Origin of the sequence: Rhodococcus sp. NJ-530 (assembly GCF_003860625.1) — a bacterium.
Lineage (GTDB): Bacteria > Actinomycetota > Actinomycetes > Mycobacteriales > Mycobacteriaceae > Rhodococcus_F > Rhodococcus_F qingshengii.
Window position 1 is genome coordinate 320970 of record NZ_CP034156.1, and the last position, 26552, is coordinate 347521.

General features: G+C 63.4%; 25 protein-coding genes and 2 pseudogenes. 25 read left to right on the forward strand and 2 right to left on the reverse strand.

Annotation, left to right across the window (positions count from 1 at the left end; all coding sequences use genetic code 11):
• Positions 1 to 59 precede the first annotated feature (59 nt).
• The 15 genes from EHW12_RS33270 to EHW12_RS33340 all read left to right on the forward strand — a co-directional run bounded on the left by EHW12_RS33270 (position 60) and on the right by EHW12_RS33340 (position 15444).
• Positions 60 to 1205 (forward strand): ABC transporter substrate-binding protein, encoded by a 1146-nt coding sequence (locus tag EHW12_RS33270; protein WP_125053430.1) that lies wholly within the window; start codon positions 60 to 62, stop codon positions 1203 to 1205.
• Entirely contained in the window at positions 1202 to 2041 is an 840-nt protein-coding gene (locus EHW12_RS33275) for an enoyl-CoA hydratase-related protein (protein ID WP_125053432.1), read from the forward strand. Before EHW12_RS33270 ends, EHW12_RS33275 begins: the two co-directional genes overlap by 4 nt.
• A gap of 25 nt (positions 2042 to 2066) precedes the next feature.
• Positions 2067 to 2912 (forward strand): branched-chain amino acid ABC transporter permease, encoded by an 846-nt coding sequence (locus EHW12_RS33280; RefSeq protein ID WP_125053434.1) that lies wholly within the window; start codon positions 2067 to 2069, stop codon positions 2910 to 2912.
• Complete coding sequence (locus EHW12_RS33285; RefSeq protein WP_125053436.1) at positions 2909 to 4012, forward strand: branched-chain amino acid ABC transporter permease; 1104 nt, start codon at positions 2909 to 2911, stop codon at positions 4010 to 4012. Before EHW12_RS33280 ends, EHW12_RS33285 begins: the two co-directional genes overlap by 4 nt.
• Entirely contained in the window at positions 4009 to 5520 is a 1512-nt protein-coding gene (locus tag EHW12_RS33290; protein ID WP_125053439.1) for an ATP-binding cassette domain-containing protein, read from the forward strand. The genes EHW12_RS33285 and EHW12_RS33290 overlap by 4 nt, the downstream gene beginning before the upstream one ends.
• A 62-nt stretch (positions 5521 to 5582) precedes the next feature.
• Positions 5583 to 6686: a CaiB/BaiF CoA-transferase family protein gene (locus EHW12_RS33295; protein WP_241199236.1), complete on the forward strand. Its 1104-nt coding sequence runs from the start codon at positions 5583 to 5585 to the stop codon at positions 6684 to 6686.
• Between the two features lie 88 nt (positions 6687 to 6774).
• Positions 6775 to 7551, forward strand: coding sequence for an enoyl-CoA hydratase-related protein (locus tag EHW12_RS33300; RefSeq protein ID WP_164490678.1), 777 nt, complete (start codon positions 6775 to 6777; stop codon positions 7549 to 7551).
• 1 nt (position 7552) lies between these two features.
• Positions 7553 to 9229, forward strand: coding sequence for a carboxyl transferase domain-containing protein (locus tag EHW12_RS33305; protein ID WP_125053446.1), 1677 nt, complete (start codon positions 7553 to 7555; stop codon positions 9227 to 9229).
• A gap of 28 nt (positions 9230 to 9257) precedes the next feature.
• The gene (gene fabG / locus EHW12_RS33310; RefSeq protein ID WP_125053448.1) at positions 9258 to 10010 is read left to right on the forward strand and encodes a 3-oxoacyl-ACP reductase FabG; all 753 of its coding nucleotides are present in this window, start codon (positions 9258 to 9260) and stop codon (positions 10008 to 10010) included.
• 291 nt (positions 10011 to 10301) lie between these two features.
• The gene (locus tag EHW12_RS33315) at positions 10302 to 11309 is read left to right on the forward strand and encodes a phosphotransferase family protein (RefSeq protein WP_241199266.1); all 1008 of its coding nucleotides are present in this window, start codon (positions 10302 to 10304) and stop codon (positions 11307 to 11309) included.
• Between the two features lie 71 nt (positions 11310 to 11380).
• Positions 11381 to 13267 (forward strand): acyl-CoA dehydrogenase, encoded by a 1887-nt coding sequence (locus EHW12_RS33320; RefSeq protein ID WP_125053452.1) that lies wholly within the window; start codon positions 11381 to 11383, stop codon positions 13265 to 13267.
• A 49-nt stretch (positions 13268 to 13316) separates the two neighbouring features.
• Positions 13317 to 13769 carry a MaoC family dehydratase gene (locus EHW12_RS33325; RefSeq protein WP_125053454.1) on the forward strand — a complete coding sequence of 151 codons (453 nt, stop codon included), beginning with the start codon at positions 13317 to 13319 and terminating at the stop codon, positions 13767 to 13769.
• 159 nt (positions 13770 to 13928) lie between these two features.
• Complete coding sequence (locus tag EHW12_RS33330; RefSeq protein ID WP_241199237.1) at positions 13929 to 14174, forward strand: hypothetical protein; 246 nt, start codon at positions 13929 to 13931, stop codon at positions 14172 to 14174.
• Between the two features lie 395 nt (positions 14175 to 14569).
• Complete coding sequence (locus EHW12_RS33335) at positions 14570 to 15166, forward strand: recombinase family protein (RefSeq protein ID WP_125053456.1); 597 nt, start codon at positions 14570 to 14572, stop codon at positions 15164 to 15166.
• 128 nt (positions 15167 to 15294) lie between these two features.
• Positions 15295 to 15444, forward strand: coding sequence for a zinc transporter permease (locus EHW12_RS33340; protein ID WP_125053458.1), 150 nt, complete (start codon positions 15295 to 15297; stop codon positions 15442 to 15444).
• A 529-nt stretch (positions 15445 to 15973) separates the two neighbouring features.
• On the opposite strand, the gene EHW12_RS33345 is transcribed toward EHW12_RS33340, so the two are convergent.
• On the reverse strand, positions 15974 to 16426 hold the full coding sequence (locus EHW12_RS33345) for a hypothetical protein (RefSeq protein ID WP_125053460.1): 453 nt from the start codon (positions 16424 to 16426) through the stop codon (positions 15974 to 15976).
• Between the two features lie 243 nt (positions 16427 to 16669).
• Here EHW12_RS33345 and EHW12_RS33350 point away from each other — a divergent pair, with 243 nt between their 5' ends.
• On the forward strand, positions 16670 to 18355 hold the full coding sequence (locus tag EHW12_RS33350) for a hypothetical protein (RefSeq protein ID WP_125053462.1): 1686 nt from the start codon (positions 16670 to 16672) through the stop codon (positions 18353 to 18355).
• A 144-nt stretch (positions 18356 to 18499) separates the two neighbouring features.
• Here EHW12_RS33350 and EHW12_RS33355 read toward each other — a convergent pair.
• A pseudogene (locus EHW12_RS33355) lies at positions 18500 to 19354 on the reverse strand (IS256 family transposase); the annotation flags it as partial.
• A gap of 68 nt (positions 19355 to 19422) precedes the next feature.
• Here EHW12_RS33355 and EHW12_RS33360 point away from each other — a divergent pair.
• The 9 genes and pseudogenes from EHW12_RS33360 to EHW12_RS33395 all read left to right on the forward strand — a co-directional run bounded on the left by EHW12_RS33360 (position 19423) and on the right by EHW12_RS33395 (position 26450).
• The gene (locus EHW12_RS33360) at positions 19423 to 19887 is read left to right on the forward strand and encodes a hypothetical protein (protein WP_125053464.1); all 465 of its coding nucleotides are present in this window, start codon (positions 19423 to 19425) and stop codon (positions 19885 to 19887) included.
• A gap of 202 nt (positions 19888 to 20089) precedes the next feature.
• Complete coding sequence (locus tag EHW12_RS33365; RefSeq protein ID WP_125053466.1) at positions 20090 to 20728, forward strand: hypothetical protein; 639 nt, start codon at positions 20090 to 20092, stop codon at positions 20726 to 20728.
• Positions 20729 to 21162: 434 nt separating this feature from the next.
• Positions 21163 to 21384, forward strand: coding sequence for a hypothetical protein (locus EHW12_RS33370; protein WP_125053468.1), 222 nt, complete (start codon positions 21163 to 21165; stop codon positions 21382 to 21384).
• Between the two features lie 328 nt (positions 21385 to 21712).
• A complete protein-coding gene (locus tag EHW12_RS33375) occupies positions 21713 to 22906 on the forward strand; it encodes an IS30 family transposase (protein WP_125053470.1) in 1194 nt (397 codons plus the stop codon).
• A gap of 38 nt (positions 22907 to 22944) precedes the next feature.
• Positions 22945 to 23292, forward strand: coding sequence for a DUF3024 domain-containing protein (locus tag EHW12_RS33380; RefSeq protein ID WP_125053472.1), 348 nt, complete (start codon positions 22945 to 22947; stop codon positions 23290 to 23292).
• A 28-nt stretch (positions 23293 to 23320) separates the two neighbouring features.
• Positions 23321 to 23881: an IS3 family transposase gene (locus EHW12_RS33385; protein WP_125053474.1), complete on the forward strand. Its 561-nt coding sequence runs from the start codon at positions 23321 to 23323 to the stop codon at positions 23879 to 23881.
• Positions 23882 to 23991: 110 nt separating this feature from the next.
• Positions 23992 to 24159 (forward strand): annotated as a pseudogene (locus EHW12_RS35685) (transposase); the annotation flags it as partial.
• Complete coding sequence (locus EHW12_RS33390) at positions 24126 to 25109, forward strand: IS3 family transposase (protein ID WP_241064820.1); 984 nt, start codon at positions 24126 to 24128, stop codon at positions 25107 to 25109. The pseudogene EHW12_RS35685 and the gene EHW12_RS33390, both read left to right, overlap by 34 nt.
• Before the next feature lie 57 nt (positions 25110 to 25166).
• On the forward strand, positions 25167 to 26450 hold the full coding sequence (locus tag EHW12_RS33395; protein WP_075832375.1) for an IS256 family transposase: 1284 nt from the start codon (positions 25167 to 25169) through the stop codon (positions 26448 to 26450).
• The last annotated feature ends 102 nt before the right edge of the window (positions 26451 to 26552 follow it).

Below are 26552 nucleotides of genomic sequence, written 5' to 3' on the forward strand. Positions count from 1 at the left end.
ATCCGATAGCTCACCCTCACCCTGCCGACCCATGGCACTGACGAAAGTTAGAGACACCCATGTTTAGACGCACTCTGCACAAGGCTGGAATCCTGTTCGCAGGCTCCGCTCTGGTCACGGCCTGCGGCGTCGGCGGCACCGACGTCCCCACCGATGACGAGATCCGCATCGGATTGATCACCTCGCAGACCGGCCCCGCCGCCTCCATCGGCATCCCCGAGCGCGAGGCCGTCGAGTACCTCGTCAAGCAGGCGAATGACAACGGAGGCATCGAAGGCAAGAAGGTCACCCTCGTCACCAAAGACGACAAGACCGACCCCACCGAGGCCGCCACCGCCGCCCGCGAGCTCGCGCTCAACGACAAGGTGCAGGTCATCATTGGCCCGACCACCGGTAGCGCCGCCCTCGCCGTCGCACCCATCGCTGCCGCCAACAAGGTCCCCGTCGTCTTCCCGGGGGGCAGCATCCCTCCCACCGCCAAGGACAGCGGCTTCTACGACTGGATTTTCCGTAGCAGTATCACCGACACCGACAGCGTCCCTGCCGCCCTTGAGTACATCAAGGAGCACGGTTACAGCCGCATCGGCCTGTTCTTCCAGCAGGACGCCTACGGTGAGGCCAGCGCCAAGCAGCTCAAGCATCTTGCCGATGAGAAATCCAACATCCAGGTCGTCAGCGAGGCGTCGGCCCCGATCAACGCATCCGACCTCTCGGTGCAGGCCACCAAGATCGCCGCAGCCAACCCGGACATCATCATGGTGCAGGCCAGTGTCGCCCCGCCGGCCGCAGCGCTGATCCGCAGCCTGCGCCAGGCAGGTTCGACCGCTCCCATCATCGTCTCCGGCGGCATGACCACCCAGGCCTTCCTCGACGCGACCGGCGACTCCTCTGACGGCGTCATCGCCGTGGCCGCTGTCGGCTGGGACAAGCCCACGGCTGAGCAGGCCACGTTCATCGAGGGCTTCGGCCAGCCGAAGGGATTCGGCGAGTCGATCGCGGGCACCGGTTTCATGGCAGTTCAGGCCGCAATCCCGAACGTCAAGGGCGACCTCACCGGCACCTCCATACGGGATGCTCTCGAGATCACCTGCCCGTTCCCGACGCTGCTCAATGGCCCCGGCTGCTTCAGCGCCGATGACCACGACGGCGACCTCAGCGGCATGACGCTACAGGTCAAGGACAGCGAATGGGTCACCGTCGGATGACCGACCTCAGCAATAATGACGCGCTGGGTGGCGCGGGCGAATTCGAGGACATCCTGGTAGATGACTGGGAGCCCGGCATCCGCCGGATCACCATCAACCGCACGAAGCTGCGCAACGCGTATCGCTCAGTCACGGCCCAGGAGATCGCCCGCGCGGTAGAGCAGTTCGCGGCGGACGACAGTGCCCGGGTCTTGGTCATCACCGGAGCCGGAGGAGCATTCTGCTCCGGTGGGGACCTCACCAGCGACTACGAGACCACGCATGCCCACGAGGTGCAGTGGGGTCACGGCACGGTCATTCGCGAGGGGATGCACCAGCCCATGCGGCGGCTGCAACTCTGCGACAAGCCCGTGATCGCGATGATCAGCGGCGCGGCCGTCGCCGGCGGGTTGTCCCTGGCGCTGGCGTGCGATCTGCGCATCGCGGATCGCACGGCCCGGCTCGGCGACACGTCCGGCCGCGTCGGGCTGCTGCCCGACGAAGGCGGGGCCTGGTTCTTCCCCCGAGCGATGGGGGCCGACCGCGCCCTGCGGATGCTGTGGGGCGGCGAGGTGTACGCCGCGCAACGCGCCTATGACCTTGGTCTGCTGACCGAGCTCGTGGACGCCGATCAGCTGGAAACCACCGTGTTGGAGTTGGCCCGCGGCATCGCAGCCGCAGCCCCGCTCACCACGAAGGTCGTCAAACGCATGGTGCGGCACGCGCAGCGCCAGAGCCTCGACGAAGCACTCCAAGAGGCAGAATATGCGGCCGAGTTCATCAACGAAACGAACGATGTCCAGGAAGGCGTGGCCGCCTTTCTCGAACGGCGCCCCCCACGCTTCACCGGCCGCTGACCTGCACGAAGGATAGGTAAATCTGGTGAATGAATTTTTGCAGTACCTAGTCCAAGGGCTAATGATCGGCGTCATGTACGGCCTGATCGCACTACCCCTGGGCCTTGCCCACATGGCCTGCGGCATTGTTGATGCCGCAGTCGGTGGCTACGCCGTCCTAGCCGGCGTCGTTGCCATCACCGTCGGCGGCGTCGTCGGTGTGTTCGCCGGAATCGGTGTCGGCGTTGTCACCGCCCTGATCGTGGCGGTGATCTACAGCCTGCTAGTCAAGCGCGGTGTCGGCGACCCGGTCATCACCATCGCCGCAACATTCGGTGCCGCGCTGGCCATTCAATCGATCATCCTCACGCAATTCGGCAAGGACCCGAGTATGGGGCGACTGTTCTCGCAGTCCTGGAACCTCGGGCCGGTCTACATCAATCCGCAGCAGATCATCAACCTCGCCATAGGCGCGTCGCTCGTCTCGGCCTTGCTCATCATTCTCTACAAGTCCAGCATCGGACGGCAGATCCGCGCCGGTGCGGACAACAAGATCGGCGCTCTGCTCGCGGGCATCTCCGTGACTCGCCTGCAGTACCTGGTGTTCGCGGTGGAGGGGCTACTCGCGGGCATCGCCGGAATCCTCCTCGCGTACACCACGGGCCTCGACTTCACATCAGTCGTGACTCTCACGCTTAGTGCCTTTGGTGCCGCCGTGATCTTCGGGATGCGTGGGCCGCTAGCCTGCTTCTCCGGAGGCATCGTGATCGGTCTGGTCGAGTCTCTCGTCGCCGGCTACGTCTCGAGCGGTGCCCTCATCGCTATCCCCTACATCTTCGTCATCGCGGTGCTCATCTTCGTTCCCCGCTCAACCCTGGCGGTGCGACCATGACCATTCTCGATCCCCCAGCCCCCGGTACCGTCCGCGATCCTGAGCTTCCCAACGGAACGAGTACTATGCCCAGTTTCCTCGCGCTCACCGCCCGCAAACATCTGCCGGCGATTGCCCTGACCTTCATTGTCGCCGTCGTCCTCGTGCTCAACAGCGCGCAGCCCGCATCTATCAGCACCATCACCCTCATCGGGATCTACGGGCTCATGGCTACCTCCCTCGGCATGATCTACGGGCAGGCCGGAATGATGTCGCTGGGCCAGGCGAGTTTCGCCGCGCTCGGCGCGTACAGCACCGCGATCCTGTCCGTCCGCTGGGAGCTCAACCCGCTCCTCGGCCTCGTCGCCGCGGTATTGATTCCGTCCATGATCGCCTATCCGCTGGCGCGGCTGATCGTACGGCTCTCCTCCCTCGCCCTGGCACTATCCACGCTCTTCCTAGGCAGCGCCGTGGCGATCCTACTCAACCAGGGCGGCGATTTCACCGGCGGCTACCTGGGCATCGGCGGCATCCCCACGCTGGCGTTCCTGAAGACCCCCGTCGACTACACGATCTTCGTGTGGGTGTGCGTGATCATTGTGATCATCCTGTACACCAACCTGGTCAAGTCCGCTGCCGGTCGCGCCCTCAACACCCTGCGTGTCGACTCCCTGCGCTCGCAGGCCGACGGTGACCGCGGCCTGCATCGCCTCAGCGGACTGTTCGCCTTCGCCGCAGGACTGGCCGGACTCTCCGGCTGGCTCTACGCCCACTACATGACGTATTTGGCACCCGAGTCCCTGTCCGTGCACCTGTCACTGTCCCTGCTTCTGATGGTCCTCGTCGGCGGCTCACGGCACGTGCTGGGGCCCGTCCTCGGAGCCGTGGTGCTCACCTACATGAACAAGGTTCTGCCTGACGACATGCAAGGCCTGCTCTACGGCGCGTCAGTGATCCTGGTGCTCATCGCCGCACCGCGCGGGATCATCGGCACCATCGAGAACATCGTGCAGCGTCGTCGCCCGCAGGGGGCTACCAAACCGCCAGCGCGCGAACCCGCGGCCGTGCCGTCCGCACCCACCATCGAGTCCGAGGACCCGCAGAGGAATGGCGACAAATGACACTTCAGGCACGTGATATTGGAGTCCGGTTCAGCGGAGTGATCGCGCTTGACGGCATCGACGTCGCCGTGGAGCCCGGTAGGGTACTCGCCGTCGTTGGGCCCAACGGCTCCGGCAAAAGCACGCTGTTCAACGCGATCACCGGCTTCGTCCCGCTGTATTCCGGCACCGTCACGGTCGACGGCACCGACCTCAGCGCTGACTCCGCCGACAGCCGCATTCGGGCCGGCGTGGCGCGCACCTTCCAGACGCCGCGGATCGACGCCGAGCAGACCATGCTGGACAGCATCATGTGCGGCTTCCTGCCCTCGATGCGAACCGCTCTGGTCTCGTCGCTGCTCGGCGGACCGGGCATCGAAGTCCGGGAACGACGCGCCCGCGCGGCCACTCAAGACATGCTGGAGATGTTCGCCCTGGCTGATCAGGCCGACCTGCAGATGGGCCAGCTCCCGCTCGGCTCAGTGCGCATGGCGGACGTGCTGCGCGCCATGGCGATGCGGCCGAAGTACCTACTGCTCGACGAGCCCGCCGCCGGTCTCTCGCACGAGGAGCAGGCGCGCCTCGTCGCCGGCATCCGGGCCATCGCCGCCGACGGCGTCGGGGTCCTGCTGGTGGAGCACAATTTCGCCCTCGTCCGCGATATTGCCGATGAGCTCGTGGTCCTGGCCAAGGGCAAGGTGCTCGCGGCGGGCGATCCGGACCAGGTGTCGTCGAATCCGAAAGTTGTCGAGGTATACCTCGGTGCCGGCACCGAGCACCACGCGCTGAACGCGACGCGCACGCCGGCCCAGCCCGAGACCGCCCTTCAGGTGCGCGGACTCGAGGTCGCCTATGGCCGCGCGCAGGTGTGCCACGGGGTGGACCTTGAGGTCAAGCGCGGGGAGATCGTCACTGTCCTCGGCGCGAATGGTGCCGGCAAGTCCAGCCTCATGATGGCGCTGGCCGGGATCGGCGTCGACAACCGGCGTTGGAGCGGCGAGGTCACCCTCGGTGCCAAGGACATCACCCGCCTGGCCGCCGAGCGTCGGCCCGCCGCAGGACTGTCCTTCGTCCCCGAGCGACGGGGGAACATCTTCCCCAGACTCACCGTCGGCGAGAACCTCCAGATCGCGGCGCGCGTCCTTCCACACGCTGAGCGGGCGGCATCGCTGGATAACGTCCAGCGCCTCTTCCCTGTCCTGGAGCGGCTCGCCGAAACCCAGTCCAGCCTGCTCAGTGGCGGTGAACAGCAGATGGTCGCGATCGCGGTGGCCCTGGCCGTGAACCCCTCGGTGCTGGTGCTCGACGAGCCCACCCAAGGCTTGGCCCCCGCGGTGCTCGATGACATCGTGGATACGCTGTTGATGCTGCGTGATAACGGGCTGGCGATCCTGCTCGCCGAGCAGAACCAGGGCTTCGCCGCCGCGCTCGCCGACCGCTTCCTCGTTCTCGCGCACGGGGAGGTCGCCCTCACCGGCGTCCGCGCCGAGCTGCAGGACCGCGAGGCCCTCGCGGAGGCGTATCTATGACAACCCCCAAAGAGCAAGCAACGACTCCCCCCGCAGACTCCCCCCGGGGCCCGCTCGCCGGGGTGCGCATCGTCGACATGTCCCGACTAGCCCCCGGCCCCTACGCCACGATGCTGCTGGCGGACATGGGTGCCGAGGTGATCGTCATCGGCGGTGGCCGTGCGGGCCTGCCGTTGGAGGTCGTCTCCCGCGGCAAGACCTTCGTCTCACTCGATCTCAAGAGCGAGGCCGGCCGGGACGCGCTGCTGCGCCTGGTCGCGGAGGCCGACGTGTTCGTCGAGAGCTTCCGCCCGGGCGTCGCGGATCGGTTGGGTGCGGGGTACGAGCAGCTGCGGGACGTTCGTCCGGACCTGATCTACTGCTCGCTCACAGGCTACGGGCAGACCGGGCCCATGAGCGCCGCGGCGGGACATGACATCAACTACATCGCAATGGCCGGCATGCTGGGCGCGATGGGCCCGAAGGACGGCCCGCCGACCCCACCCCTCAACCTGGTGGCCGACTTCGCCGGCGGCTCGCTGCTCGCCGCGCTCTCGATCTCCACGGCGCTCTATGAGCGCAAGCTCTCCGGGCAGGGCCAGCACCTCGACATCGCGATGATCGACGGCGTGCGCTCGATGATGGCCATGCACTACGAGATGTGGGGCACCCCCGCCAACCCCAGCCGGGGCGCGGGGATGATGAACGGCGATGCGCCGTTCTATCGCTGTTACGAGTGCTCCGACGGCCGCTACGTCGCCGTCGGCTCGCTGGAGCCGCAGTTCTTCGCAGCGCTGTGGACCACGCTTGAGCTGGGCGAGGTGCCCGCGCAGTACCCGCGCACGCAGTGGCCAGCGATCGAGCACACGCTCAGCGAAACCTTCCTTAGCCGTACGCGCGATGAGTGGGCCGAGCTCTTTGGCGGCACCGACGCCTGCGTCAGCCCCGTCCTGGATCCCGACGAGGTCAACACCGAGCCCCACATGGCGCACCGGCACGGCACTAGCTTCACACAGGGCGTTCCCCCGATTCCGCTGCTTTCCCGAACCCCCAGCACCGCTGGGGGCACGGACCAGACTGACCGCACCGAGGAGGTGCTTCTCCGGCTTGGCATGAGCGCGGAGGAGGTCGCCGCGGCGCATGACACCACCGAGTCCACCGGCCTCACCGTCTGGCCCGACATGTAGTAGCCGACTGGCGATTTTCGAATCGTCATTGTCGCGCAAGAATAAAAATGACTATGATGTCACTATCAAATTTACCATAGGAGCAATCGTGCCAGAGGTACTGCTTACCCGCCGCGGCCCCGTCGCCACCGTTACCCTCAACCGCCCAGACAATCTCAACTCGATGAACACTCCGCTGCTCGACCAGCTGGTGGAGACCCTCGAGACGCTCAACGATGACCTCTCGGTCGCCGTCATCGTCCTGACCGGCGCGGGCCGGGCCTTCTGCGTGGGCGGCGACCTCACGGCAGAGCTGCCCGCCCACGGGCACTCGCAGGCCGAGAGCCAGCTGCGCCACCACGTCCGCGCCTCGGAGATTCTGCGGGAGGGGCGCGCAGTCAGCATCGCCGCCGTCAATGGTCCGGCCGCCGGTGCCGGCTTCAGCCTCGCGGCCGCCTGCGATCTGCGGCTGCTCACGGACAACGCCGTCTTCCGCTCCGCGTTCCTCACCGCCGCGATGAGCGGCGACTTCGGGCTCAGCTGGTCGCTGACGCACCTCGTCGGGGGCGCGAAGGCCCGCTCGATCCTGCTGCTCAATGAGAGGATCTCCGCCAGCGACGCGCTGACGATAGGCCTTGCGAGCCGCGTGTTCCCCGCCACCGAGTTCGAGGCTGGCGTGGACGCCATCGCCGATGCGCTGGCGTCCGGTCCCCCGCTCGCCATCGCCGGCATCAAGGCGAACCTCAAGGACGCCAGCACGCTGTCCTTCACCGAATGCCTGCGCCGCGAAGTCGCACGGCACGTCGCCACCGCCTTTAGCGCGGACGTCGCTGAGGCTGGCCAGGCCTTCCTGTCCAAACGGGCACCTCAGTTCACGGGGAAATGACATGATGCCGACTGACTTCTGCGCCCGCCCAATTCAGGTTGCGGCCGATCTGACCGCCACCGTCATCGCCGTCCTGGCCTGCCCAGGGGACCTCGTGGACGCCGGGACCGAGATCGCCTTGCTCGAATCCATGAAGATGGAGATCCCGATTCTCGCGGGGCAGGCCGGAACCGTCGCGAAGGTCGCTGTCAGAACCGGCGATACCGTGCGGGCCGGCGAGCTGCTCTGCGAGATCGCCCCGATCAGTTGCTCCTGCTGCAACCCCGAGCCCGACTCCACGGCCCTCGCTGCCCTCGGCACCTCTCGCGATCCCGCAGACCGGCTGGCGGCGCTGTTCGATGAGGGCACCGCCGCCATCCAGGACGATCCCGCGGGCAGCGGCGTGTACACCGCCCGCGGGCAGATCAACGGCCTCGCCGCTCTCGCCTACGCGAGCGATCCCAAGACCAAGGGCGGCGCGCTGGGGCAATCGGGCTGCGACAAGATCGTCGCGGTCATCAACGCCGCCATCGCGGAGTTCATCCCCGTCATCGGCCTCTGGCACTCCGGCGGAGCCCGCCTCGCCGAGGGTGTCGAATCGCTCAATGGGATGGGCGAGATGTTCGCGGCGATCGTGCGCGCGTCGGGCCGCATCCCCCAGGTCTCAGTGGTGCTAGGCCCCGCCGCGGGCGGCGCCGCCTACGGCCCGGCCCTGACCGACGTGGTCATCATGGTCGAGGGCTCTCAGATCTTCGTCACCGGTCCCAAGGTCGTGCGGTCGGTCACGGGCGAGGACATCGACATGGAGCATCTCGGCGGTACCACCACGCACATGAGCAAGTCGGGCGTCGCCCACATGTCCGCGCCTGATCAGCAAAGCGCCCTCGAAAGCGCCCGCACCATCATCACCCTCCTGCGCGGCGAGCACCGCACAGCCTGGAGCGCCCCCGCCTGCGATCCCGGTCGGCATCTGCCGGAGCAGCCCGACCGCGCGTACGACGTCCTCCCCATCATCTCCGCCATTCTCGACCACGACGAGCTCGGCGACTGGCAGGAACTGCAGCCGGACTGGGCACCCAACATCGTCACCGGCCTGGGTCGCTTCCAGGGCGCCCCGGTGGGCGTGGTGGCCAGCAACCCGATCCGCATGGGCGGATGCCTCGACAGCAAGTCTGCGGAGAAGTCCGCGCGCTTTGTCCGCCTGTGCGACGCCTTCGGCATCCCCCTGCTGGTGCTCGTCGACGTCCCCGGCTACCTGCCGGGCGTCGACCAGGAGTGGGACGGGGTGGTGCGGCGCGGCGCGAAGCTGCTGCACGCCTTCGCCGACGCCGAGGTCCCCCGCGTCACCGTGGTGCTGCGCAAAGCCTACGGCGGCGCGTACATCGCGATGAACTCGCGCTCCCTCGGTGCCACCGCAGTACTCGCGTGGCCCGAGGCCGAGGTCCAGGTCATGGGTGCCACCGCCGCCGTGCGTGTGCTCCATCGCCGGGAACTCGCCGCCGCGCCGGACGCCCAGCGCCCCGCGCTCGAGGAGCACCTGTCCGCCGAGCACCGCAGGGCCCTCGGCGGGCTACAGCAGACGGTCAAGATCGCGGTGGTCGACCAGATTATCGAACCCGCTGACACCCGCTCGGCCGTCGCTGCAGCCTTCGACTCCGCGCCCGCCCGGCGCAACGACATTCGCAACATCCCGCTCTAACCAGCGCCCACTTATCAGGAGAATTCTTGTGACTGAAAATCGCACCGCCATCGTCACCGGCGCAGCCCAGGGCATCGGCGCGGCCGTCGCCGAGCGGCTCCTGGCGGACGGACTGTCCGTCGCCCTCGTCGACAACAACGGCGAGCGCCTCGCGGAAACTCTCGCGCACATGTCCCACCTGGGCCCCGCACTGGCCATCACCGCCGATGTGCGCTCCCCCGAGGCCGTTGAGGCCGCCGTCGCCCAGACGCACGAGACGCTCGGCGCGCCCACGGTCGTGGTCAACAACGCCGGCTACATCCGCGACAACATGTTCCACAAGATGACGCTGGCCGACTTTGACGACGTCCTCGACATCCACCTGCGCGCCGCGTTCCTCGTGACCCACGCGGTGCAACCCTTCATGTCCGAGACCAAGCACGGGCGCATCGTCAACATCTCCTCCGTCGCCGCCCTCGGCAACCGCGGACAGGTCAACTACAGCGCGGCGAAGGCCGGTGTCCAGGGCTTCACCCGCACGCTCGCTATCGAGCTCGGCCGCTTCGGCATCACCGCCAACGCCATTGCCCCCGGCTTCATCGAGACCGACATGACCAAGGCCACCGCTGCCCGCATGCTCATGGAGTTCGACGACCTCAAGAAGGCAGCCGGGCAGCAGATCCCGCTGGGCCGAGTCGGACAGCCGAGCGAGATCGCCGGTATCGCGTCGTTCCTCGTCGGCCCCGATTCCTCGTATGTCAACGGCCAGATTATCTATGCCACCGGTGGGCCCAACGTGTAAGGCTGGATCGCAGGCCCTCGACCGGTTACCTCTGGAGGAATTATGTCAATGTTTGATATGTCTGAAAAAGTTCAGAAAATACGCGATGACCTGCTCGAGTTCATAGACCCAGCTCCCCGACCTCACTCCGCTCGGCAGGATCGGCGACCTGGGTTGTCCAGGCGATGATCCTCGACGGCGGACAGCGCCTGGGCAACCCCACCACCTTCCAGGAAGCAGCGTGGTCACATGTCTTCTGATGAGAATTCGACCGCCACGGACGGCTTCGCGAAGGGGCCCGTCACCGAGTGGATGCGCGGGCTGGGCGAGCAGGTTGACGGCGAGCTGCAGCTGACCCGCATCGGCCTCGGCCAATCCAACCTCACCTACCTCGCTGAGGATGACGCGGCCCGCCGGTGGGTTCTGCGTCGGCCTCCGCTGGGGCACCGCTTGGCGTCGGCACACGACGTCATCCGCGAGGCCGGCATCCTGCAGTCCCTCGCCGACACCGACGTGCCGGTCCCGCGCATCGTCGGCATCACCGAGAACCCGGCCGTGACCGACGCGCCCCTGGTGGCGATGGAGTTCGTGGACGGGCTCGCCGTCGACCGCATGTCGGTGGCCGAAACCCTGACCCCCGAGCGTCGGCGCGCCATCGGGATGTCCATGCCCTCGATGCTCAGCCGCATTCACGCGGTGAACCTTGAGGAGCATGGCCTGAGCGGCCTCGCGAGCCACAAGCCCTACGCCGCGCGCCAGCTCAAGCGCTGGGCCGGGCAGTGGGAACAGTCGAAAACGCGCGAGCTCCCCGCCCTCGACTCACTCACCCGCCGGCTGACCGCCGCGATCCCTGAGCAGACGGAAACCTCGCTGGTGCACGGCGATTTCCACCTGCGCAACGTCCTCGTCACCCGCGATGATCAGCAGCTCGGCGCGGATGCCTGCGGCGAGGTTGTGGCGACGCTCGACTGGGAGCTGTCCACGCTCGGCGAACCGCTTGCCGACATCGGCAGCATGCTCGCCTACTGGCCCGAAGCCGGTGAGGACTACAGCGGAGACCTCACCGCCACCGCACTGGAAGGCTTCCCCACCCGCGAGGAAATCGCGGCCGAATATCTGCGTCTGACCGGGCGGGATGAGGCCGCTCTTCGATACTGGCACACGCTGGGTCTATGGAAGATCGCGGTGATCGGCGAGGGCGTGATGCGCCGAGCGGTGGACGAACCCCGCAACATGGCCGACGCGGGCACCCCCACCATGGAGCGGATCGACACGCTGGTTGATTTCGCCACGGAGATCGCTGACCGCGCGAGGATCTGACCCTGCTGGGGTCTGATCCTGCTGGGGTCTGATCCTGTTTCTTACTCAACATTTTTCACTCTGGAGAACCGATGACCGGATCGACTAAAGCCCGCCCACTCTCCCGTGCGGACCTCGACTTCCTGCTCTACGAATGGCTCGACGTCGAAAGCCTCACCGCACGCGCGCGGTTCACAGAGCACTCGCGTGAGACCTTCGATGCGGTGCTAGACCTATCCGAGGACATGGCGATGAGTCTGTTTGCGCCCCACAACAAGGTGGCAGATCAGAACGAGCCGACGATGCTCCCCGACGGTACCGTCAAGCTTATCCCCGAGATCAAGAAGGCGATCGACGCGTTCAGCGAGTCCGGTCTGATCGCGGGCTCGTTCGACGAAGAGCTCGGCGGCATGCAGCTGCCCACCGTCGTTGCCCGTGCCTCGATGGCATGGTTCCAGGCGGCCAACGCATCGACCTCGTCCTATCCCTTCCTCACCACCGGCAACGCCCACTTGATCGCCACCTACGGGACATCGGAGCAGGTGGACACGTTCGTCCGGCCGATGCTCGCTGGTAGCTGGTCCGGCACGATGTGCCTGTCGGAAACGCAGGCTGGCTCGTCGCTCGCAGACGTGACGACCAAGGCCGTGCGCCAGCCAGGCTTCGACGGCTCGCCGGATACCTACCGGGTTTTCGGCAGCAAGATGTGGATCTCCGGCGGCGATCACGAGCTGACCGAGAACATCGTGCACCTGGTCCTGGCGAAGGTGCCCGGAGCGCCGGACGGAGTCAAGGGCATCTCGCTGTTCATCGTGCCGAAGTACCTGCCGGCGAACGGCGTAAACCTGGTCAGCGGCGGCGACAGCGGCGGGCTTGGGGCGCGCAACGACGTCACGCTCGTCGGGCTCAACCACAAGATGGGCAACCGGGGCACCACCAACACCCTGCTGGAGTTCGGCGACGGTGCCTTCACGCCCGACGGTGAGGCTGGCGCAATCGGCTACCTCGTGGGTGAGGAAAATAAGGGCCTGTTCTACATGTTCCACATGATGAATGAGGCGCGCATTGGGGTCGGCTTCCTCGCGATCTCGCTCGGCTACGCCGGATACATGGCCTCGCTCGACTACGCCGGCAGCCGAAGGCAGGGGCGTCTACCCGACGAGAAGTCCCCGTCGACGCCGCAGGTGTTCCTCAACGAGCATTCCGATGTGCGCCGGATACTGCTCGCGCAGAAGTCATACGTCGAGGGCGCGATGGCCCTGGGGCTGTACTCCTCCAAGCTGATCGACGAGCTACAGACCGCCACCGATCCCGAGGTGGTGGCGCAGCACACCTTGCTGCTCGACGTCCTCACGCCCATCACCAAAAGCTGGCCGTCGCAGTGGTGTCTGGAGGCCAACAACCTGGCGATCCAGGTGCACGGCGGTGCCGGCTACACCCGCGACTACAACGTGGAGCAGTACTACCGCGACAACCGCCTCAACCCTATCCATGAGGGCACCCACGGCATCCAGGGTCTGGACCTGCTGGGCCGCAAGATGATCATGCAGGGCGGGGCCGGGCTGCGGTTGCTGGCGCAGACGATCGACGAAACCGTGCAGCGCGCACGCGAGGTCGGCGGGGATGCGGCCACCTACGCCGAGCCCCTCGACGCGGCGACCAAGCGGCTGACCGAGACGACGCAACAGCTGTGGGCCGGAGGTGACGCCCAGGTGGCGCTCGCCAATGCCTCCATCTACCTGGAGGCCGCCGGGCACATCGTCATTGCGTGGATGTGGTTAGAGCAGCTCCTCGCGTGCGACGCGCCCATCGCCGGCCCGAAGGCGGGACAGGGGCGCCAGGAAGGTGCGTTGTACGAGGGCAAGCGCGTCGCCGCCAAGTACTTCTTCCTTTACGAGCTGCCGCGCACGGACTCACAGTTTGATCTGCTTGCGCGTCTGGATCGGACCACCATCGATCTCGACACCGCGTGGCTCTAGCGCGCACGGCCCCAGCACGGCGCAATTACCCCAAGACAAGGAGAACTTCATGCAGGCATTTCACGGTATCGACGAATTGAAGAACGCAGCCGGGCAGAACCTTGGTTCCAGCGAATGGCACACGATCTCGCAAGAGCAAGTCAATCGGTTCGCCGACGCCACCGGCGATCACCAGTGGATTCACATCGACGAAGAGAAGGCCGCGGCCGGACCGTTCGGCGGCACCATCGCACACGGGTTCCTCACTCTGTCACTGCTGCCGATGCTGACCTCAGAGATCTACCATCTCAAGGGCGTGAAGATGGGCATCAACTACGGGTGCAACAAGGTCCGCTTCCCTAGCGCGCTGCGGGTTAGCACGAGGGTGCGCGCCAACGCGGAACTGCTGGGGGTCGACGCAAACTCCCTCGGCTTCCTGGTGACCATGCGGGTCACCATCGAGGCCGAAGGCGGCGACAAGCCCGTGTGTGTCGCCGAGACCCTCGCCGTCGTGGTGCCGTAATTTAGTGCGGAATGTCTAACGGCCTATCTTGAATGCACTGATTCAGTCGTTGTGAATTCCTTTGCGGGGCATGGGGCGGGACCTGGGCATGGATGATCACCGACCTCATGGTCGGGATGCTCCACTGAGGTTCACCCCAAAAAGTGGACAGTGGCGGCCATGACGAGCACGGTCAGTGACTGGTACTCGCCGAGGTCCACCGGATACACCCTCACCGACGACGACGCGGCACGGATCACCACACCGATGCTGATCACTGACCCCGACGACGAGAACTTCTGGCCAGGCCAGTCCAGGTATCTCGCCGACCGTGCGGGCGGCCGCACCGAATTGTCCCCCTTCACCGCAGCGGAAGACGCGGCGAGTCCGCGCATGGTGAAGTCCTCCCGATCAGCTGGCTCGTAATCGAGAATTTCAGCGAGCATGGTGGTAGGTGTGATCGGCAGGTGGAACCATGTCGATCGCGACGCCAGCGGCGTCGACACGGTTCATCGGCGGCTGCCCAACGCGTCATACGTTCACCTACAAGCACGACGACACGCACCCCCGCCGAGTGGTTTCTGATTGCTCACGAGAGCCTGCCAACTCAATCACCCTCAGATCGTTTCTGCGGGCTTGGGTGTGCGTTTTGACCATCGTCATACCGGACGATCGCAAACGAGCTTCTGCGTGAAGTTGACGTGGCGAAATTCTCTCAATCTTGTCCGGTATATGTGTCCGTTGGATCGGTCCGATATGGCATAGTTTCTAGCGGACAGTTTGTGTCCGGGACGTCGTGAACGGCGAAAATCGGGAGTGGAATGAAGATCGGCTACGCACGGGTTAGTACGGCGGCTCAGGATTCGTCGATTCAGGTCAGACTTCTCGCCAATGAAGGCGTCGATCGCGACCGGGTCTACGTCGATCACGGAATCAGTGGCCGGCAGACTCAGCGGCCCGGACTCGACAATGCGATCAACGCGGCCCGTGAAGGCGACGTCTTCTGTGTGACCAAACTCGACAGGCTCTCCCGGTCCGCGAAGGATCTCCACGAGACGGTGGGACGACTCGCTGCCAAAGGTGTTGCCTTGTCGATCGACGGGAAGATTTACGACCCAGCAGATCCGATGGGAAAAATGTTCATCGGTGTCCTCGGATTGATGGCCGAATTCGAATCAGACCTGATCCGGTCGAGGACAAAGGATGCTGTTGCGGCGGCCGCGGCAGCCGGCAAGATGAAAGGCCGTCAGCACAAGCTCACACCGGAAGAGCGTGCATACCTGTTGCAAACGTACGAGACCGGACAATTCAAGATCGAAACACTCTGCCGGAACACAGGTTTGAAGCGATCGGCGCTATACGCGAACATCGAGTTGGCACGCACCGAACGAGAAGCCGCCGCACTCCCAACACTGTGAGAACCGGCGGGAAGTCGGTCCATCGAGTCGACACGCACGCCGAGCGGTCTGTTACCGGATCAGTTCCGATGTCGAACGCGCAACGACACACCCTTGTATCAATGCATAAGTACGCATATATTTACCCAATGAGTGATGACCACAAGACCCATACGCATCCCGACCACGTACACGGTGAAAACTGCGGCCATGAAGCTATCCCGCATGACGACCACGTGGACTATGTTCACGACGGCCACCGCCACGCACCCCACGGCGATCACTACGACGAGCACTGACCCCGACGCCTGCAGTTTCTCGCATGTAGGTGTCGATCTCGGCGTACAGGAATTCGACGGTCTTCTTCCCTGCCGACTCACTTCCACAGAGTCAAGACTCGCGGAGATCGAACATCGTTGGCTTGTGCGGCTTTTCGCGCTGCCACCGATCTCGAACTCCATGCACTGGCTCTTGGACGTGGGGAATCGATGAGAGCGAGCGTCGCGGCCTCTACCTCGGCGTCGGCCTCTACCTCGACGTCGGACGGGTCGTAGGTTCCACTCGAATCCCATGTGGACGTTCGCAGATGGTCGCACTCGGGCATCGTGGTGGTGTCCGCTGCCGACGAACCACCCCAGTTCGTGTTGCAAGCCTGCCGGTTCGACCATCGAGGCCAGGATCGGCATTGCTGCGTCGCTACGGTGTCATTCTCAAGCACTCCGTTGACATGAGGAAGGGGTCCGTGTCGAATGTTCGACACGGACCCCTTTCGCACAGGCATCTCGCTCAGCTTCCTGGGAGGTCGTGTACATCCGGCCTCCCAGCAGGTCACCCTCGGCAGTAGGACGGGTGTGTGGTGTAGCCGGGTTTGTAGGCGCCGATCCCCTTGCGGGGCTTCTCCACCTGGAGGCAACCATTGGCGGATGCCGCCTTACTTGCGGAATCTATCCACGCCGAAACCCCGTAATCCGGCAATCCGACAACTCCACATACGCCGCTCGCGACGATTCCGGTTCCTTTCCCGAACAAGCCTCCGAGTGCGCCGCAGAAGACGCTTTCGGCGACCTTTCCGGTTGTCCCGGCCACGCTGTCGAAGTAGTTGTCGAACGCCTTGGTCTGAGCCTTGGTGAAGTAGGTGGTGCACGTCTGAGGGCCGCAGTTGGTCCATGCTTTCGCAGCCGGTGCGGCGGCCGCTTCGCCTGCGGTTCCGATCAGAAGCCCGCTCACGAGTGCGAGACCGCCCACCATGCCGGCTATTGCTTGTCGCATGTTTTTTCTCATTGTTCCTCCTGTGGGAGTGATCGGCCCGGACGCTCGCGTCCACTGATTCAGCCTGGTTGCCGAAACTGTAAGACCAATGACTCACATAGAACATAGAATTTTGAAGTATGTCAATAGCATAAATGCAGGTAGACGCAATAAAGTTCCTGATACATGTATCATGAGACGAGTTTCCATGGAGAGTCTCATGAGACACTGACTCACGAGACGAGTATCGGTTGTACAAGAGAGCCAGGGGTGCCGATGAACGAGTACTTCGAAGCAGTCGCGTGGTGCATGGATCGGATATCGGCGCCGCAACGTGGCGTCTCCATGCGTGAGCTCGGTGAGTGGATCACGACCTACAACGAGGAGGTGCGTACGCCGAAGGGGCAAACCCCGCTCGCGCACAGCCGCGCCAGCCTGTATCGAAAGTTCTCATCGGTCGACGAAGCCTTGGAGCGCACCCGGTCCTACCTCGTCTCCCGGGAACGTCCGATTCCCTCGGCGCTGGAGTCCTATGTGATCACAGCCAAGAAGGCAGTCGGCGATCCCTACACGCGCGTATGGAACACCGATTCGAGCAGCGAGGTTCTGGAACGGGCACTCGAACGGGCACAGAGATATGGCGACGACGCCGAACAGGTGATCCTTGCGCAGCATCTTGCAGAGAAGTTGCTCCGTAACTCGGGCCGGTCGGACAAGGTCCTGAGCCGGGCATACAAAGTTGCCGAATCCGGCTACAAGGTCGCAGCGAGCAGTCCGAATCGATCGCGCTCGAAGCGCCTTCGACACGAACAGATGCTCTGCGCACGGGCCGCCGCCTGGGCAGCGGTCCGGCGGTCACGTGTGTACATCGACAATCCCGACAAGACCGATCGTTTCTTGCATCTGGTCGAGACATGGAAACGCCGAGAAGCGGAATTGGCGAGCACACTGGCCTTGCCCGTCACAGCGACAGTCTCACGTTTTCATGCCGATCGAGCCTCTGCTCTGATACGAGATGACCGTGAGGAATCGATCGGCAATCTCCGAGACATCGCCCAATTTCTTCTGACGACGAGGAAACCCGGTCCAGGCACCGACGCAAACGACCTTGTCCGCTACCACGATCTGACCAGCATCGTGCAGCGCTTGTGCGCCGCAGACTGGGCGTTCTCCACGCACCCCTCTCATCAGGGGCTGATCGAACAGTACTTCCCGGACGGCATCCCCGATGTAGTGAAACGACTACGACACCTGTACGGAGACGATGAGCGGGGACGCGACGCGCGTACAGATGCCGAAGCCCTGATCACGCTGAAAGAGATGAACGACGCGCTACTCGAGGAATACGAGAACTCCAGCAAGAATCCGTCGGCAGCCGTCGTTGACGTCGGTGACAGCGAACTTCGGCTTCCCGACGCCGAGAGGCTGTACGCCGCAATCTCGCCGGTGAAAGCATGGACGTTCCTCCGTGTATATGAGCACAGTGCACTCCATGCTCTGGCTATGGCGCGGTACGCGGTCGCGGTCCATGACATAGAAATACAACAGGACACAACACTGCCTGAACTCCCGATCGCTGCGGATCGATTGCTCACTGCTGCAAGAGATTTCTGCCGGCACGCCAAGAAGGTGACTCGCCCGAAGGCCGTCGATCAGACTCTCCTCGAGAGGGTCTCTCTCGCAGAGACGGAAATAGACAAGCGACTGCCTGCCGAACACTACGAAGCTGTTCGACAGATGCGGCGGCACGCAGCAACCAACGTCGGCCCCGACTTTCGAACCGGGGAACGAGCCTTCTCTGTAATTGCGGAAGACACGCTGACATCATTGGTTCTGAAGGCGCTGACCAGCGAACGGCTCGAACAGGAGCAGGTAAATACCCTTGCCAGCGCGGCACAGACCATCCACCGCTACCTCCGAGACAGTCGGAGCGACACCTCTTCTGAAGGCATCGATCCTTAAGCAGTCGTAATCTGATTCGGTGGTCGTCGTATCACGCAGGCGGGCGTGAGTGCGCCTACCAACTGCGCCGTAACCGCGTCCTCGATACGGGTTTCGAGGTCGATGGGGTCTGTCCAGAAAACGGTGTAATTGATTGGTTTCTAACTACTTTCGTCCGGCAGACAGCCGTCCGTCGAACGTTATCTCGAAGGCATTCAGTGCTGCCTTCCATCGGTTGGACCAGCGCCTGCGGGCGGTGCCTTTGGGATCGAGGCTCATGATGGCCAGATACACGCATTTCAAGGCCGCGGCCTCGGTCGGAAAGTGTCCACGGGCCTTGACAGCCCTGCGGATTCGGGCGTTGACACTTTCGATGGCGTTGGTCGTGTAAATGACCTGCCGGATGGCGTTGTCGAATTGTAGGAACGGCACGAACTCAGCCCAGGCGTTAGTCCAGAGCCTGATGATCGCGGGATAGCGTTTCTCCCATTTGTCACTGAACTCTGCGAATCGGTCGAGCGCGGCCTGCTCCGACGGCGCCGTGTAGACGGGTTTGAGGTCCTTGGCGATCTCGGACCAGTCCTTGCGGGAGGCATAGGCGTAGGTGTTACGGAGAAGATGGACCACACAAGTCTGCACGATGGTCTGTGGCCACACTTGCTCGATCGAGTCGGGTAGATGCTTGAGACCGTCGCACACGACGATCAAAACATCTTGCACACCACGGTTTTTCAGCTCGGACAACACCCGAAGCCAGTACTTCGCTCCCTCCCCGTCGCCGTGCTCACCGACCCACAGTCCGAGGATGTCGCGGGTGCCGTCGACAGTCACCCCCATCGCGACGTAGATCGGCCGGTTAGCGACGTTGCCCTCGCGGATCTTGACGTGGATGCAGTCGATGAACAACACCGGGTACACAGGATCCAACGGCCGGTTCTGCCACTCGGCCATGCCTTCCATCACCCGCTCGGTGATCGTCGAGATCGTCTGCTTGGACACATCAGCTCCGTACACCTCGGCCAGGCTCGTCTACCGAACCTGCCTCAAGTGAGAGAACAACTGCGAGCGCCACGACACCGAGCTCGTCAGTGGCACTCACACCGGTTTCCAGTGCCACGACGGCGGAGACCACAACGGAAACCATCGTCGAATCGCCCACCGCGGCGGCAACATTCATCGACACGCCAACGCCGGTGGTGACCAAGTACATCGACTACTGCACTTCGCCCGGTCCGAACACCGCGTTCACGGACGGAACCTACGGTTGGACGGACGAATGCGCCGGCCCCGCAGCGATCAACCGGGTCAGCGAAATCACCGCCAACGGAGGATCCTGCGACGGAACCACATGCACCAACTCACTGGGAATGACCTTCCCCGATCCTCGGGCCGCAGCCGGAATGACCGATGCACCGACAACAGCTGGCACTCCTCGGACCACGACAAACACGCCGACGGCAACGAATCCGCCGAATCACCCTCAGGTCCTGTGGTCGGATTGCCTACGGCAAGGCAACACCCCGGAACAATGCCGCGAAATACTCGACAACTGATGTCACACCCAGAGAAAGTCTGTCCAGTCCTGACACTTCGGAGCTGCAATTCCAGGGCGGCGACGGGGAAGGAACATGTAGCGCACACGATTCCACTGATCTGCCATCACCCAGCATGTTTCGGCAGCCGCGTCCCTCCCGTGATGTACGGCAGATCTAAGCTCACCTCAACAACCACGGCCTCAACCTCACAGGAGCAGCGATGAGTCCTCGGCCCACCTGGCTCCACACCCGATCCACCGAATTCAGGGCCGCCCTCCTCGACCTCGGGCTCACGATCACCGACACCGAAGCCCGCACAATCCTCGACGACAAACTCACCGAATACGCGACCCTGATGAGAGTCACCCGCCAGACCGCACAAAGAGACTTCACCGACGAACGCCTGATCGCGTTTGCGCAGTCCATCGCGGTGTCACTCTCCGACGAAGCCCCCGGCGCCGACCTGATCGAATTCGAACGCACCATCTCCATGCCCGTCGCCGCCGTCGGCCTGACCACCGCAGCACTGGCCGAAGCCTTGAAAGTCGCCCACATCAACCTCGACGACAAAGAAGCGGTCGCCGGCCTGTCCCTGCTCTCGACGCTCGGCATGATCACCGCCGACGCGGGTGCTTTCCTCGTCCCGACCCCACGCCCGCTGCTTCTGCGCATCGCCCGCTACCTCGACGGCGCCGCAGCATCCGTCACCAGCGGCGCGAACCTTCCCGACGGACTCGACGACACCCATAGACGGGACTTCGCGGACATCCTCGTCCAGGACGCCGACGGAATCCGGGCCCTCGCCAACACCGACGACGGCGATACCCCGACGCTGTGGCGCACCCCCAACCCGCGCTGACCACCGGGCAGCGAATCGCAGTCCACGCGCCGGAACCTGTAGGACGGCTCGCCCGCCGATAGACCACGGGTGGCTACCGGCGGAGCGTTCGCCATCCCCGTTGGGGACCGGGTGATGCCGCCCCCCGAAAATTTACGTGGCGCCCACCCCGGTTACCAGTCTTCGCACAGTTACAGCTACTTGAGCATTGAACTACCGAGGAGTCCTCGCCGTCGGCAGGTGACGGTACCCGAGCGGTACCCGAGTTAGTTCATCGCGCCCATGGGTGCGCCGTCACTTACCTCCCGCGTACCGACCGCCCAGCAATGACGCAGTAACATCACCCCCTGTGGTGCGCTGCTCTCCGCCTCGGTTCCAGCGCACCACCCGTTACCACCGCGCAGGCAGTCGCCCCTTTCGTTCGGCCTGCATGATCCACACGTGCAGGAGCTACCATGGCCTCTCCCGACGAGCGTCTGACCGCCAAACTCGAGCAACTCCCCATCAGCGACGACGCCCCCATGTGTTCACTCCTGCGCACGACGCTGCTCAATCACGCGCAGCAGGGCAGCGACATCACCGAACCCACCCTGCTCGGGCTGCTCGCTATCACCGGAGTCCTCGAAGAGCGCCTCACCCGAATCGAAGCCACACTCCAACCCGCCCCCACCCCATGACCCCCTCACCGCCTCGCACCAACCGACGACAACGCATGCACGAACGGCTCGGCGTACCAGTCGAACCTGCCCTCATTCTCGGCTGCATCCTCATCGCCATCGGCATCGCCTGGTGGGCAGCCTGAAACAAACCTCTTTGTCGAAAAGGAAAAGTCTGCAAGGTTATTCGACATAGATTTTCGACACGAGTTCTCGACACGAGTTCTCGACACCTCGCCCCTCTGCATGAGCTGAGGATACGCATGTTTCGCAGAAGCGTCGAATACCGATCTTGCTCTCAATACGTCAACGCATCACTGCTGGTGACATGATGCGTGATCGTGGAGGCATGGATGGGCAACAAGGCGCTCGGGTTCACTGTGGATCAAGAGAACTCGGGTTCACTGTGGATCAAGAGAACACGATCTGGGAGATGTGGCGTCGCGGTGATTCGCTGAGTGCGACCGGGCGGGTCCTCGGGGAGAGTGTCCCTCAGATCGGCCGGTTCCTGCGTAAATCCGGCGGTATCCGGCCGCTCCCACGTCGTCGGCGAGCATCTCATCTCACGGCCGGGGAGCGTGAAGAGATTTCCCGTGGGATCGCCGCCGGTGACAGCGCTCGGACGATCGCCGACAAACTCGGAAGATCCCCGTCCACGATCGCACGGGAGATCGCCCGCAACGGCGGCCGCGAACACTATCGGGCGACCCCGGCGGATGCCGCAGCGTATGTCCGCGCGCGCCGCCCTCAAATCTCGACTCTCTCTACCAGGCATTTTCTGCGGGAGGTTGTCACAGGGAAGCTGAGTGAGCAGTGGTCACCGCAGCAGATCTCCGCCTGGCTCCGGCGCGAGTATCCGTCCGATCCGCAGATGTGGGTTTCGCACGAGACGATTTACCGTTGCCTGTACATACCGTCGCGGCAAGTATTCGACGACACAAAATTTCACGAACTGCGTACCGATCGGCGGATCCGCCGGCCTCGTGGGAAGAAACGCTCCCACGGGCGCGGGCAGATACGGAACAGGGTCCCCATCGATCACCGCAGCCCAGCAGCGGATGCTCGTAGCGAGCCCGGACATCTGGAAGGTGATCTCGTGTTCGGCACCCGCCCGTCGGCGGTCGCGACGCTGGTGGATCGGCAATCACGCGCCGTGCATGTGGTCGCACTGCCGAACGGGTACCGGGCCGAGACGGTTGCGGACGCCTTGATCGCCTATCTGGGCCGGTTGCCTGCGCATCTGCGTCGGTCGTTGACGTGGGATCGGGGACTGGAAATGGCCGCGCACGAGCGCATCACCGCAGCACTCGACCTGCCCATCTACTTTTGCGCCCCGCATCATCCGTGGCAACGAGGGACGAACGAAAATACGAACGGGCTCCTGCGCCAGTACCTGCGCAAGAACGCTGACCTGCGCACTTTCAGCCAGGAGGACCTGAATTCGATCGCGGTAAGACTCAACAATCGGCCTCGTCGGGTGCTCGACTGGGACAGTCCACGCCAACGAGAAGACCAGGTGCTCGGTTCCTCCGCAGTTGGATAGCAAAGCTGGCCATAACGGCGGTTGGCATGATGATGGTCATGGCTGCCACCGGACTCCCCGAACTCGATGTCGCCCGTATCGTGAAGTACTGCGCCAGTAGAGTTCCCGATCGTCTGCGTCATGAGATTCGGGTCGAATGCGACATCGCGCCGCGCCATGTCACGATCTGCGAATGCCGGCCGCCGTGGCGTGAGGACTTCGGACCGGAGTGGACGCGATTCCCGATCGCCCGCCTGTCTTACACGAAGAAAACCGGGCTGTGGACTCTGTATTGGCGGGACCGGAACCTCAAATTTCACCGTTACCAGTTCTTGGCGCCGAGCCCTCACGTTCAGGATTTGCTCGATCACATCGAAAACGGTGGCGATCCGATCTTCTGGGGCTGATCCGTTATCGTCGGTGATGCGTTGACCTATTGAGACCAAGCTCTCTGACCGAGTCAATCGCGGCTTCACGGCAAGCCGGCCGAACGAGTTGTGGTTCACGGATATTACGGAGCATCCCGCTCGTGACGGAAAGGTTTACTGCTGTGCAATTTTGGACTGTTTCAGTAAAATGATCGTGGGTCGTTCCTTTTCCACGACGGCCGATACGGCACTTGTCAACAATGCGGTGAACATGGCCGCGCAGGAACGGATCCGTTGGGAGGCAACGATCTTGCATGCCGATCATGGTCCCCAGTTCACGTCATGGGGGTTCGGCGAGAATCTGCGAAGGTGGGGACTTCTCGAGTCATTCGGGACGGTCGGTGATTGCTTCGATAATGCTGTCATGGAGGCATTCTGGGGGCGGTTGCAGACGGAATTACTGAACACGAAGAAGTGGTCGACCACGCTGGAGTTGACTGCAGCCATGGCCGATCACATCGACAATTTTCACAATGGCGAACGGCGTCACAGTTATCTCGGCAACATCAGCCCGATCGAGTATGAGAAGCTCTGGGCAGACATCCAACCGTACCCTCAGCTCTCATAAAGCTGGTGCACTATTGGGGGCACGGATCAAGTTGGCATGACCCCCGTGAAGTGACCCGCAAGTTATGAGAATCCTTCCGCCCTGATCAAGGGCATGAAAGGCTTCATCTCATGGCTGGACGCAAACGGCACACACCCGAACAGATCATCCGCAAACTGCGCCACGGCGACGAACTCGCCGCCACAGGCGCCGACGTCGAGGAAATCGCCCGACAACTCGACGTCTCGGTGCCGACGCTCTACAACTGGCGCAAGCAGTACGGCGGTATGAAAGCCGACGACGCCAAAGAGTTCAAGGAACTCAAGAACGAGAACGCCCTGCTCAAGAAGCTCCTCGCCGAAGCCGAGCTCGAAAAGGCTGCCCTCAAGGAGATTGCTCGGGGAAAATTCTGAGCCCGACCGCCAAACGAAACGCCGTGATGATGCTCCAGGAAACAATGGGGCTCTCGCAGCGTTTCGCCTGCAGAATCGTCGGGCAACCGCGATCGACCCAACGGAAAGAGCCTGCGAGAAACACCCCGGACGATCCGGATGCCGATCTGCGGAAGTGGTTGCGGGACTGGGCCAAAGTCAACCAGCGAAAAGGGTTCCGGCGGGCATGGGCGGACTTGCGTGCCGCGGGCTGGGTGATTAACAAGAAGAAGGTTCAGCGACTCTGGCGCGAGGAAGGACTGCGGGTGAACGTCCGCAAGATACGTAAACGGGCCGGCGCCTCGACTACTCCGATCACCGAGGCAGATGCACCGAAGGTTGTGTGGGCGATCGACTTTCAGTTCGACTCGACCACCGAGGGCCGGAAGTTCAAGATCGCGTCGATGGTCGACGAACACACCCGCCAGTCCGTACTGAACATTGTCGAGCGATCCATCCCGGCAGAGGACCTCGTCGCAGCGTTGAAGAAGGCGTTCGCGCTCTGGGGCGGCCCACCGCAGGTCCTGCGGTGCGACAACGGGCCCGAGTTCATCTCCGAGGCGCTGAGGACGTTCTGCGAGGATCAGGTCGGTATCGGCTACGTTCCACCTGGTCAGCCGTGGAAAAACGGCTACATCGAGTCCTTCAACAACCGTGTCCGTGACGAATGCCTGAACATGAACGAATTCCACAGCCTCCTCGAAGCTCGGGTGGTCATCGAGGACTGGAAGGAGGACTACAACAACCGGCACCGTCATTCATCGCTGGCGTATCGAACTCCAAATGAGTACGCTGCCAGCTGTATTCACACGCATTGATTCTCTGATAGGGGACTGTAAGAACAACGGTGTAACTCTGAAAGGAGATACGCCACTATGACTGACGTGATTGAACGTGAGACAGAGACGAACTCGGCTCAGCCGGGTATCAGCGATGCGCGGCTCAAAGAGCTGGTCGAGCAGGCGCGAGCCGAAGGGCTGCAGTTGACCGGAGATGGTGGATTGCTGTCGAAGCTGACCAAGCTAGTCGTGGAGTCCGCGCTCGAAGGCGAGATGGACGACCACCTCGGATACGGCAAGAGCGACCCGGCAGGGAGGGGCAGCGGCAACTCCCGCAACGGCAGACGAGCCAAGAACGTGTTGACCGAGGCCGGCCCGGTCGAACTCGAGGTGCCCCGTGACCGGGATTCCTCCTTCGAGCCGAAGATCGTGGCCAAGCGGCAGCGTCGGCTCTCAGGCGTGGAGGACATGGTGATCTCATTGTCGGCCAAGGGTTTGACGACCGGTGAGATCGCTGCACACCTGGCCGAGGTGTACGGAGCTGATGTGTCCAAGCAGACGATCTCGACGATCACCGAGCGGGTGATGGAAGGCATGGCCGAGTGGCAGAACCGGCCGTTGGATCCTGTGTACCCGGTGTTGTTCATCGACTGCATCCACGTCAAGATCCGCGAGGGCAACGTCGCTAACCGGCCGATCTACGTCGCGATGGGGGTGACTGTCGACGGCACCCGCGACATCCTCGGACTGTGGGTCGGTGAGCACGGCGACGGGGAGGGAGCGAAGTACTGGCTTCGGGTGTTGTCCGAGCTGAAAAACCGTGGTGTGCAAGATGTTCTGATCGTCGTGTGCGATGGTCTCAAGCATCTACCCGACTCGATCGAGCAAGTGTGGCCACAGACCATCGTGCAGACTTGTGTGGTCCATCTTCTCCGTAACACCTACGCCTATGCCTCCCGCAAGGACTGGTCCGAGATCGCCAAGGACCTCAAACCCGTCTACACGGCTCCGTCGGAGCAGGCCGCGCTCGACCGATTCGCAGAGTTCAGTGACAAATGGGAGAAACGCTATCCCGCGATCATCAGGCTCTGGACTAACGCCTGGGCTGAGTTCGTGCCGTTCCTACAATTCGACAACGCCATCCGGCAGGTCATTTACACGACCAACGCCATCGAGAGTGTCAACGCTCGAATCCGCAGGGCTGTCAAGGCCCGTGGACACTTTCCGACCGAGGCCGCGGCCTTGAAATGCGTGTATCTGGCCATCATGAGCCTCGATCCCAAAGGCACCGCCCGCAGGCGCTGGTCCAACCGATGGAAGGCAGCACTGAATGCCTTCGAGATAACGTTCGACGGACGGCTGTCTGCCGGACGAAAGTAGTTAGAAACCAATCAATTACACCGTTTTCTGGACAGACCCTCTGATAGCGAGTGGCTCACCAAATGGGGTCCTGCCACACGAGCGCGTTCGGTGCGTTCGACG

Bases quoted from the DNA above. Each gene is read 5' to 3' on its own strand.
- EHW12_RS33270 (WP_125053430.1), top strand. From the start codon at position 60: ATGTTTAGACGCACTCTGCACAAGGCTGGAATCCTGTTCGCAGGCTCC.
- EHW12_RS33275 (WP_125053432.1), top strand. From the start codon at position 1,202: ATGACCGACCTCAGCAATAATGACGCGCTGGGTGGCGCGGGCGAATTC.
- EHW12_RS33285 (WP_125053436.1), top strand. From the start codon at position 2,909: ATGACCATTCTCGATCCCCCAGCCCCCGGTACCGTCCGCGATCCTGAG.
- EHW12_RS33290 (WP_125053439.1), top strand. From the start codon at position 4,009: ATGACACTTCAGGCACGTGATATTGGAGTCCGGTTCAGCGGAGTGATC.
- EHW12_RS33305 (WP_125053446.1), top strand. From the start codon at position 7,553: ATGATGCCGACTGACTTCTGCGCCCGCCCAATTCAGGTTGCGGCCGAT.
- EHW12_RS33315 (WP_241199266.1), top strand. From the start codon at position 10,302: ATGCGCGGGCTGGGCGAGCAGGTTGACGGCGAGCTGCAGCTGACCCGC.
- EHW12_RS33320 (WP_125053452.1), top strand. From the start codon at position 11,381: ATGACCGGATCGACTAAAGCCCGCCCACTCTCCCGTGCGGACCTCGAC.
- EHW12_RS33325 (WP_125053454.1), top strand. From the start codon at position 13,317: ATGCAGGCATTTCACGGTATCGACGAATTGAAGAACGCAGCCGGGCAG.
- EHW12_RS33330 (WP_241199237.1), top strand. From the start codon at position 13,929: ATGACGAGCACGGTCAGTGACTGGTACTCGCCGAGGTCCACCGGATAC.
- EHW12_RS33335 (WP_125053456.1), top strand. From the start codon at position 14,570: ATGAAGATCGGCTACGCACGGGTTAGTACGGCGGCTCAGGATTCGTCG.
- EHW12_RS33340 (WP_125053458.1), top strand. From the start codon at position 15,295: ATGAGTGATGACCACAAGACCCATACGCATCCCGACCACGTACACGGT.
- EHW12_RS33345 (WP_125053460.1), bottom strand. From the start codon at position 16,426: ATGAGAAAAAACATGCGACAAGCAATAGCCGGCATGGTGGGCGGTCTC.
- EHW12_RS33350 (WP_125053462.1), top strand. From the start codon at position 16,670: ATGAACGAGTACTTCGAAGCAGTCGCGTGGTGCATGGATCGGATATCG.
- EHW12_RS33365 (WP_125053466.1), top strand. From the start codon at position 20,090: ATGAGTCCTCGGCCCACCTGGCTCCACACCCGATCCACCGAATTCAGG.
- EHW12_RS33370 (WP_125053468.1), top strand. From the start codon at position 21,163: ATGGCCTCTCCCGACGAGCGTCTGACCGCCAAACTCGAGCAACTCCCC.
- EHW12_RS33375 (WP_125053470.1), top strand. From the start codon at position 21,713: ATGGATGGGCAACAAGGCGCTCGGGTTCACTGTGGATCAAGAGAACTC.
- EHW12_RS33380 (WP_125053472.1), top strand. From the start codon at position 22,945: ATGGCTGCCACCGGACTCCCCGAACTCGATGTCGCCCGTATCGTGAAG.
- EHW12_RS33395 (WP_075832375.1), top strand. From the start codon at position 25,167: ATGACTGACGTGATTGAACGTGAGACAGAGACGAACTCGGCTCAGCCG.